Below are 9206 nucleotides of genomic sequence, written 5' to 3'. Positions count from 1 at the left end.
TGTCTCTCCCAGAAGCAAGCGCCCTGTGCAATCAGGAGATTATTTCTCGGTGTCAGCAACTGCTCTGTTTTGCTTTTCACGAAAGTCACACTTTGCTGAAAACTTGTCAGGATGCAGAGGAACAGCGCAAGGTTGTTACTCTGTTCTATTTTGATTGAAATACGAGGCGGATAATGCTATTAGGATTACCTGTTTCGGTTATTTTGCTTGATTGTATTGTTGCTGCGGCCGCCCTGGTGTACGCCCCATTTTTGGTTGTTGCCTATGCCCGCTTGCAGTTAGGCTACGATCAAGCAGCGCCCCGCGCTATGTTTGAGAAATTACCTGCTTACGCTCAACGGGCTACTTGGGCTCACCAAAATTCCTTTGAGACGTTTATGCTGTTTTCAGCGGCAGCTTTGATGGCTTTTGTGACGGGGGTAGATTCGGAGGTGGCTGGTTGGGCTGCGATCACTTTTACGATCGCCCGGTTGTTGTTTTCCGTTTTCTATATCCTGAATGTACCACTGGGGCGATCGCTCATGTTTGCCATTAGTTCTTCTTGCACTGTCACTCTATTTTATTTCAGTTTGATGGCTGTTAATAACTAATTGTTATTGGTTATTGGTTATTGGTTGTTGGTGATTGGTTATTGGTTGTTGGTGATTGGTTGTTGGTTGTTGGTTATTGGTTATTGGTTATTTGTATTAATTCCAATCGCCAATCTCCCAATTTATTCCCCCCTTGGGGGGGTAAGCCAATTCCCAATCCCCAATTCCCAATCCCCAATTCCCAATTCCCAATCCCCAATTCCCAATTCCCAATCCCCAATTCCCCATTCCCAATCCCCAATCCCCAATTCCCAATCCCCAATTCCCAATTCCCCATTCCCAATTCCCCATTCCCCATTCCCAATTCCCCATTCCCCATTCCCCATTCCCCATTCCCCATTCCCAATTTCCAATTCCCCAATTCCCATTCCCCATTCCCAATTATCATTTTATGGCCGCCAGTTATTCCTTTGATATTGTGAGCGACTTCGACCGTCAAGAATTAGTTAATGCTGTTGACCAAACAACACGGGAAATTCAAAGTCGCTACGACCTGAAAGACACCAAAACCACCGTGGAATTAGGTGCTGAATCCATTATTGTCAATACCGACAGTGAATTCACCTTGGATGCAATTCACACTGTTTTGCAAACTAAATCTGCCAAACGCAATTTGTCTCTGAAAATTTTTGATTATGGCAAAATTGAAGCGGCTAGTAACAGTCGGGTTCGCCAAGAAATTAAACTAAAAAAAGGGATTGACCAGGAAATTGCCAAAAAAATTACTAAATTAATTCGAGATGAATTTAAAAAGATTCAAGGATCGATTCAAGGCGATGCGGTGCGGGTTTCTGCCAAAGATAAAGATGATTTGCAGTTGGTAATTCAACGATTGAAGCAAGAAGATTACCCCGTAGCGTTGCAGTTTACCAATTATAGGTAAAATTTTGAAAGCTAACTCAAAGATAGAATTGAGATCTAGCCGGATTTTAGTTACCCACCAATTCCCTAACCAAATTAGCCAAACGCTCTGCACTGTCTGTCACAGCTAATTGAGCAGCAGCTTGGGACATTTTTGCCAAATATTGAGTGTCGCTAAGTAAATGTAAAACTTTACTTTGCAAAATATCAGCAGTTAATTCACTTTGACGAAATACCAAAGCCGCTCCCGAAGCGGCAAATACTTCGGCATTAAAACTTTGGTGGTTGTCCGCGGCGAAAGGAAAAGGAATTAAAATAGCAGGCATTCCAGTCACTGCTAATTCTGTCATAGCACTAGCACCCGATCGACTAATTGCTAAATTTGCCCGGTGCAATAAACCAGCCACATTATCATAAAATGGCATCGATATATATTGTGCGTGCTGCAAACTTTCAGCATCCGGGTCATTATTTCCGGTGAGGTGAACTACCCAAGCACCCGCATCAAACCAAGCAGGAGCACACTGTCTCACTAACTGATTAACTGCGACAGCACCTTGAGAGCCACCCATAACTAAAATTACAGGTACGTTGTCAGGAATTGGTAAATTGAGAGGTTCGCGAGTCAGGAATTGCGATCGCACCGGCGTACCAGCAAACACAGTTTTGGCGCGGGGTAAATACTGGGCTGCGGCTTCAAATCCGATCGCCACTGCACTGCAAATAGGACTAAACCAACGAGTCACTTTACCCGGAAAAACATTAGATTCGTGAAGAATCACCGGCAAACCCAAAGAGCGAGCGGCCAAAATTGCCGGTGCTGCGATGTAACCTCCGGTAGTAAATACTCCGTGAAACTTTCCCTGTTTGAGCAATCGGCGCACTTGCAGAATCGAGCTAGGGAGACCACCTAAAATTCGCACTGTACCGAGTCCAAATCGCTGCTGAAAGCCTTCAACGGCGATGGTGTGGAGGGGGTAAAGGGAGGAGACTAACTGAGTCTCCATGCGGTCGGGAACTCCCAGCCATTCGATGTGACAGTCATGCAACTGTTCAGCGGTGGCGATCGCCGGAAATAAATGTCCTCCTGTGCCACTAGCTGCAATCAACAACCGGATAGGGGATTTTGTCAAGGTATTTGTCTCTGTTACAAGTTCCACAGCTCGATCGATTTTGGGTTTAACGTTTTAGATTATTATGCTGATTTTTCCGGCAGTTTCAGCCAATTTCCCATCAGCCATCTAAAATTAGATAGTGCCGTGTTCCGCTCAGTTGTCAGTCTTCGTTGCAGGCGAACCATTGTCCGCTGCACGACCCCTGACAAATAACCAAATTATCATCTAATGCGTAATTTTTTGAATTTAGTGCCAAGTGTATCTCAGTATTGGACCAGCGATCGGCACAAAAAAGCCGATCGCCCGTACATCCGCTTGTCGGCTCCCCTGAGCGTAGTCGAAAGCTCGATCGCCCCTTTGTTGATCTGTTTGACAGTTCTCAGTAGTAGCATACTGCATCCGGCCCAGGCCAGAGCCCAAGGAGTGCGGGAGGCGAATCCCAGAGTACAAGCTCAAACCCCTACAGCGGCACCGGCTGAATTGACAAAACTGCTAACGGAAATTGACGCAGCGGCAAATCGTCGCGATGTCAAAGCAGTCATGGCATTTTATGGTCAAAACTTCACTCATTCTGACGGATTGAACAGTCAGAATATGGAAACAGCATTAACTCAACTTTGGCAGCGCTATCCCAGTTTAAATTACCGCACAGAGCTCAAATCTTGGAAAGCCGAAGGCAGCGCGATTGTAGCTGAAACCGTGACTACAATCGCCGGCACTCAGAAAAAAGACGGCAGAGACTTAACTCTCAAAGCTACTATTCGTTCTCAGCAGCGCTTTGAAGGTCAAAAAATAGTCAAACAAGAAATTTTAGCAGAACAAACTCAGCTTAGTTCGGGCAAAAATCCTCCCACGATTCAAGTGAACTTGCCAGAGCAAGTTAAGGTGGGTGAAGACTACCATTTTGATGCAATTGTTCGAGAGCCGATCGGGGATGACATTTTAATAGGAACTGTGGTGGAAGCACCAGTCGGCGAGCAAACATCCATCAAGCCCCCACAAGTCGATTTAGAGTTGTTGAATTCCGGGGGAATTTTTAAAGTAGGTAAAGCTCCAGCCACACCGGAAAATCGCTTCGTTTCAGCAGTATTGATGCGACAAGGTGGTATAACCACAGTCACTGTGCGCTTGCGAGTTGTCAAGTAAAGATGTTATTGGTTATTGGTAACAGGTTATTGGCAAAAACCCACAACTAATAACTAATCATTCATGACCAATAACTAATAACTAATAACTAATAACTAATAACTAATAACAAAAATGATTTCTATCCAAAATCAAATTGTTTTAATTACCGGTGCCAGTAGCGGTATAGGAGCAGCCTGTGCCAAGATATTTGCTAGGGGTGGCGCTAAACTAATTTTAGCAGCGCGGCGCATCGACAAGCTCGATCGACTGGCAAAGGAACTGGTAGAAACCGGATTAATAGCATCGGCCAACCAAATTTATTTGCTAGAGTTAGACGTGCGCGATCGCCCAAAAGTCGAATCCGCTGTAAATACACTTCCCGAAGCTTGGAAAGCGATCGATATTCTGATTAACAATGCCGGGTTAAGTAGAGGCTTAGACAAACTGCACGAAGGGAACTTTCAAGACTGGGAAGAAATGATTGATACCAATGTAAAAGGCTTGCTTTACATGACTCGCTACATCGTACCCGGAATGGTAAATCGAAGTCGCGGTCACGTAATCAATATTGGTTCCATTGCAGGTCGCGAAACCTACCCAAAAGGCAATGTTTATTGTGCTACCAAAGCGGCGGTAAAAGCAATTTCCGAAGGGTTAAAACAAGACCTATTAGGAACACCAGTCCGAGTCACACAGATAGAACCAGGTTTAGTGGAAACAGAATTTAGCAATGTCAGGTTTCACGGCGACGCAGAAAAAGCCAAAAATGTCTATCAAGGATTAACACCGCTTACTGGTGATGATGTAGGCGATGTCGTGTATTTTTGTGCGACGCGATCGCCCCACGTTAATATTAGCGAAATTTTGCTAGTTCCCACAGACCAAGCCACTGCAACCTTAGTTCATCGAAAATAGTTTGGATGTTTGAGAGGAAACTTTCCGGATCTAAATAGCATCCCCAGGAAAGTAGATAGGTAGATGCACCCTGATTGATTGATAACTCCCGACCAAATTTGGCCGGGTTTTTTTTGTCGATGACAGCCACAGCGCCAAACATATCCGTCCCTCTGCGGTCAAAAAATCAAATTCATCCTGAACATCCCTCCAGCCCATGAAAAGTAAATAAAGATGCACCCTGATTAATAACCCCAGCCAAATTTGGCCGGGGTTTTTTTTGTCTACTAATATCAAATCCGTTGACATCGGAATTATTATTTCTCTCTTCTCTTTCTCTGTGTCCTCTGTGTTCTCTGTGGTTTAATCATTCCCATACAACCGGAAACGATATAACTCCCGACCAAATTTGACCGGGTTTTTTTTTGTCTAGTACAACCCCAGCGCCAAACCTCCGCGTCCTTCTGCGGTAAAAAAAATCAAATTCATCCTGAAAGAGGTCTGAACATACCGGAGACTATATTAGTAGATGCACCCTGATTAATTAACTCCCGACCAAATTTGGCCGGGTTTTTTTTGTCTACTAAAGCCATAGCGCCAAACCTCCGCGTCCTTCTGCGGTGAAATAATCAAATTCATCCTGAAAGAGGTCTGAACCTACCGGAGACTATATTAGTAGATGCACCCTGATTAATTAACTCCCGACCAAATTTGGCCGGGTTTTTTTTGTCTACTAAAGCCCCAGCGCCAAACCTCCGCGTCCTTCTGCGGTAAAAAAAATCAAATTCATCCTGAAAGAGGTCTGAACCTACCGGAAACTTGATAAGTAGATGCACCCTGATTAATTAACTCCCGACCAAATTTGGCCGGGTTTTTTTTGTCTACTAAAGCCCCAGCGCCAAACATCTGCGTCCTTCTGCTGTAAAAAAATCAAATTCATCCTGAAAGAGGTCTGAACATACCGGAGACTATATTAGTAGATGCACCCTGATTAATTAACTCCCGACCAAATTTGGCCGGTTTTTTTTGTCTACTAAAGCCCCAGCGCCAAACATCCGCGTCCTTCTGCCGTAAAAAAATCAAATTCATCCTGAAAGATGTCAGAACCTACCGGAAACTTGATCAGTAGATGCACCCTGATTAATTAACTCCCGACCAAATTTGGCCGGTTTTTTTTGTCTACTAAAGCCCCAGCGCCAAACATCCGCGTCCTTCTGCCGTAAAAAAATCAAATTCATCCTGAAAGATGTCAGAACCTACCGGAAACTTGATCAGTAGATGCACCCTGATTAATAACCCCAGCCAAATTTGGCCGGGGTTTTTTTGTCTAGGACAGCCAAGACGATTTTTCAAAGAAAGTGGGTTTTTTGCGTCTACGACTGTTTGCCATCGAAGGAATCGTTTAGCCTAAAGCACTTCAAAAGACTGCACCTCAAGCACAGGCCCGATCATCGCAAAAGTCATAATGTCCTTACGCACCAAACCTTTGACACGGACTTTCAAACCCTCTTTTTTCAGTTCAGAAGAAGCATCCTTAAGTTCATAAGTTTCCCCATCTTCGCCCACCAAGGCCCAAGTACCTGGTCCGAAGCCTTGGCGTTCAATTACACCCTTGACTGTAATACTCATGCTGACTGAACCTCTGTTTTAATTGCTAAACGTGCTAGCCCGAAACATAGAAAAGCATTGACAATTAAAAATGTTTGTGCTACTAAACCTGTTCCCAATCCCCAAACACTGGGAGACACAAAAGCATTGACTGCTAAACTGCTAGCAAAGCCGATCGATGTGGCGATCGCAATCCATTTCCACTGTGGATGTCCCAACAGCAACACAATTAAAATCCCCGGAATCAACACACTAGCAAACATCGGATTTAGCATACTGCTGCCATTAATTGCGCCACCAAGTTCGGGAATAGAACTGCCCATCACCCGCAGCGGCCATTGCGGCAGGTCAAATACAAACAAATTTCTGAGGAAAAAGAACCCAGAACTACCAGCCATCAAACCGCCCGAAAAACCCCAAGTCCACTGGAAGGGGAAATAGTTCCGCAACAAGAAAGCCAGCAGATAGGAACCGAGTACCATTGCAATCTTAGGTAACAGCGCCACAGCACCGCCATCGATCCAGAAATGGGGACTGAGATAGCCATTGTCATGCAACCAGCGGAAGAAATCGCGGAAGTTGATTTGGCCTCTGCGGGCTAGCTGAACAGCCGCGGCGGCGTCGAGGTTTCCGGCACCAAAATGGTTGAGGGGGTCTTCGCCCACAACTCGCGCCGATTGTAAAAGTACGCTGCGAATTTGGTCTGGTTCTTGGATACCGGAGGCTTTGATCAGGGCTGCAACGGCGGCAACGTGGGGAGATGCCATGCTTGTACCTTGGTAGCCTTCAAAAATTTCTGCACCAGTTTCTGGGTCGATCGTACTTTGGAGAATTTTCCCAGTTTCAGAACCACCGGGGGCTGAAATGTCAACTCCCGCGCCGAAATTGGAGTAAGAAGCTTTTTCGTCGTCCGGGCCGAGGGCAGAAACGCCGATGACGTGGGGATAGCGGGCTGGATAAGAGGCGGAACTATCGCCCGAATTGCCGGCGGCTGCGATGACGACAACGCCTTTACTGTGGGCGTAGTCGATCGCCTCTGCCATTAACTGACTTTCGCCACCACCACCGAGACTCATGTTAATCACATCAGCCCCATTATCCGCCGCAAATTTGATGGCTTCGGCGATGTCAGCAACGGTACCGCCACCACTACCACCCAAGACTTTGAGTGGCATTAAGGCTGCTTCGTAAGCAATGCCAGCAACACCGTAATTGTTGTTAGTTGATTGGGCGACTGTACCGGCGACGTGAGTACCATGGCCGTTGTCATCGAAGGCTTCGGCGCGATCGTTTACAAAGTCGTAGCCCGGTACAAATTTGGTTTCTTTTAAGTCCGCAACTGGGGAGATTCCCGTATCAATTATCGCTACTGTTGTGCCACTGCCTTTGGTTTCGTTCCAGGCAGATTCTACATTGATGCTGCGGAGATTCCACTGTTTGTTATACATGGGGTCGTTGGGAATCTCGAAAGCGCTGTAAACGTAGTTTGGTTCAATGTATTCGGTATCTTTAGCCAAATTTGATTTTTTCAGGGCATTTAACAAACTGCGATCGCCCTTGACAACATACACATTATCCTGTTGGGAAAACTCGCTATTGAGCTGGGGATTGACGTGGTACTTGTTGGCGATCGCCTCTACTTGTTTGACAATCTCAACAGCACCAACATCTTCGCGGAAATCCAGCAAAATAGAATCATAGGTCCCTTGAGTCGCCAATCCTGGGAAACTAGAAATTGCCCAGCCGAGTCCGATAAAAAATAAGCACAGAACGAAAAACTTTTTCATGCCAATGATCCTTGTAGGGAAGGCTTGCTCACCACCATAACCCAATTTTAACCCCTTGTCATTGGCACCAACAGCTATCAATTTGCGATGAGGGAATTAAACCCGCAGAAGCTGCTAGTGTACCAGCATTGCTGTATTCGGTTAAGTTTCCCCTGACATAAATCTAAAATTTAAAATAGTTTCAAAAGCGCGATCTATTTCCAGCGATCGGTCAAATAATAAGTAAGTCCACCTAATTAAATGCAAGATCCAAATCGCTCAAAAGCTTACTGGCTTGCTATTCTTCACATCGATCTTCTTCCTGAATTTCCCCCCTTGGGGGGGGTAGGGGGGGGTGAATTCTTCCTTCTACTTAAAAAAATATTTGAAATTTTAGGTGGCATCAAGCCACCTAAAATCAGTCGTCTAGTATTCCCATTCAGTTTAAGAACGGGAATACTAGAGCAATGGGTTAGAACAAGAACAACTCAGAGTTGCCCGAAGCTCCCAAATTGACATCAACAGTTGCAAACAAACTGTTGCCACCAACCGTAGAACCGTTGCTATCGTAATACAGTTTAGTAACTGCACCATCGTAGAGAGCAATAATCGACGGGCCAGTCAAAGTTGACTCGATCCCACTTACAGTAGCAACTGTGCTGCTATAAGCGTAGAAACTCGAACCCAAAGGCCCAGAACCAGTCGTAAAGGCAGCAAAACCAGTTTTGTCGAGGTTAATTACATCATCAGCAGTGCTGTAATTGGTAATTAAATCCCCGCCACCAACAGAAGTTCCAGTGAACACAAACACATCCAAACCAGCACCGCCGTTGAGAACATTAGTTCCCAAACCGCCGATTAAAGTGTCATTTCCGGCACCACCATTGATGGTATCGTTACCAGGGCCACCGAAGAGACTGTCGTTACCGTCATCCCCGGAGAGACTGTCGTTACCCAAACCACCATTGAAAATATCAGCACCAGAACCGCCGTTCAAAATGTCAGCAAAGTCCGTACCGGTGACGTTATTAACAGCACTATTGCCTGTAAACAATACAGGGGTGGTAAAGTTGTAACCGCCTGCGCCGGAACCGAAGTTGTTAATAGCAACCGGGAAAGTATTCCCAGCAGCAGTCAAGTCAACCACACTACCAGAAGCAGAAACAGTAGTATTACCAGCCGGAGCAGAACCTAGGGAGCCTGTAAACACAAAGTCCGAGGTGCCCAAACTCACAGCAGCAGTA

General features: G+C 45.6%; 9 protein-coding genes and 1 pseudogene. 5 read left to right on the top strand and 5 right to left on the bottom strand.

Features of this window, described 5'->3' with window-relative positions:
• Positions 1-158, top strand: a pseudogene (locus AAFP11_RS27520) (DNA recombination-mediator protein A); the annotation flags it as partial.
• A 15-nt stretch (positions 159-173) separates the two neighbouring features.
• A complete protein-coding gene (locus AAFP11_RS27515; protein WP_341739887.1) occupies positions 174-590 on the top strand; it encodes an MAPEG family protein in 417 nt (138 codons plus the stop codon).
• A 73-nt stretch (positions 591-663) separates the two neighbouring features.
• On the opposite strand, the gene AAFP11_RS27510 is transcribed toward AAFP11_RS27515, so the two are convergent.
• Positions 664-978: a hypothetical protein gene (locus AAFP11_RS27510; RefSeq protein ID WP_341739889.1), complete on the bottom strand. Its 315-nt coding sequence runs from the start codon at positions 976-978 to the stop codon at positions 664-666.
• A gap of 3 nt (positions 979-981) precedes the next feature.
• Between AAFP11_RS27510 and AAFP11_RS27505 the strand changes: the two genes are divergently transcribed.
• Positions 982-1473 carry a YajQ family cyclic di-GMP-binding protein gene (locus AAFP11_RS27505; protein WP_341739886.1) on the top strand — a complete coding sequence of 164 codons (492 nt, stop codon included), beginning with the start codon at positions 982-984 and terminating at the stop codon, positions 1471-1473.
• A 46-nt stretch (positions 1474-1519) separates the two neighbouring features.
• Here the strand turns inward: AAFP11_RS27505 and murG are convergent, their stop codons facing one another.
• Positions 1520-2584 carry an undecaprenyldiphospho-muramoylpentapeptide beta-N-acetylglucosaminyltransferase gene (murG, locus tag AAFP11_RS27500; protein ID WP_341739885.1) on the bottom strand — a complete coding sequence of 355 codons (1065 nt, stop codon included), beginning with the start codon at positions 2582-2584 and terminating at the stop codon, positions 1520-1522.
• 210 nt (positions 2585-2794) lie between these two features.
• Between murG and AAFP11_RS27495 the strand changes: the two genes are divergently transcribed.
• Both AAFP11_RS27495 and AAFP11_RS27490 read left to right on the top strand, forming a co-directional pair.
• Positions 2795-3712: a nuclear transport factor 2 family protein gene (locus AAFP11_RS27495; protein ID WP_341739884.1), complete on the top strand. Its 918-nt coding sequence runs from the start codon at positions 2795-2797 to the stop codon at positions 3710-3712.
• A 114-nt stretch (positions 3713-3826) separates the two neighbouring features.
• A complete protein-coding gene (locus tag AAFP11_RS27490; protein ID WP_341739883.1) occupies positions 3827-4609 on the top strand; it encodes an SDR family oxidoreductase in 783 nt (260 codons plus the stop codon).
• Between the two features lie 1386 nt (positions 4610-5995).
• Here AAFP11_RS27490 and AAFP11_RS27485 read toward each other — a convergent pair.
• The 3 genes from AAFP11_RS27485 to AAFP11_RS27475 all read right to left on the bottom strand — a co-directional run.
• Positions 5996-6217 (bottom strand): hypothetical protein, encoded by a 222-nt coding sequence (locus AAFP11_RS27485; RefSeq protein WP_341739882.1) that lies wholly within the window; start codon positions 6215-6217, stop codon positions 5996-5998.
• The gene (locus AAFP11_RS27480) at positions 6214-7983 is read right to left on the bottom strand and encodes a S8 family peptidase (RefSeq protein WP_341739881.1); all 1770 of its coding nucleotides are present in this window, start codon (positions 7981-7983) and stop codon (positions 6214-6216) included. The genes AAFP11_RS27485 and AAFP11_RS27480 overlap by 4 nt, the downstream gene beginning before the upstream one ends.
• A gap of 451 nt (positions 7984-8434) precedes the next feature.
• Positions 8435-9206, bottom strand: a 772-nt coding sequence (locus AAFP11_RS27475; protein WP_341739880.1) for a calcium-binding protein, incomplete at its 5' end; no start/stop codon positions are given.

The sequence above is a fragment of the Microcoleus sp. CAWBG640 genome, assembly GCF_020883015.1.
Classification (GTDB): Bacteria; Cyanobacteriota; Cyanobacteriia; order Cyanobacteriales; family Microcoleaceae; genus Microcoleus; species Microcoleus anatoxicus.
Note: the sequence above shows the minus strand (reverse complement) of the source record. Positions and strands in the feature narration are given on the sequence as shown.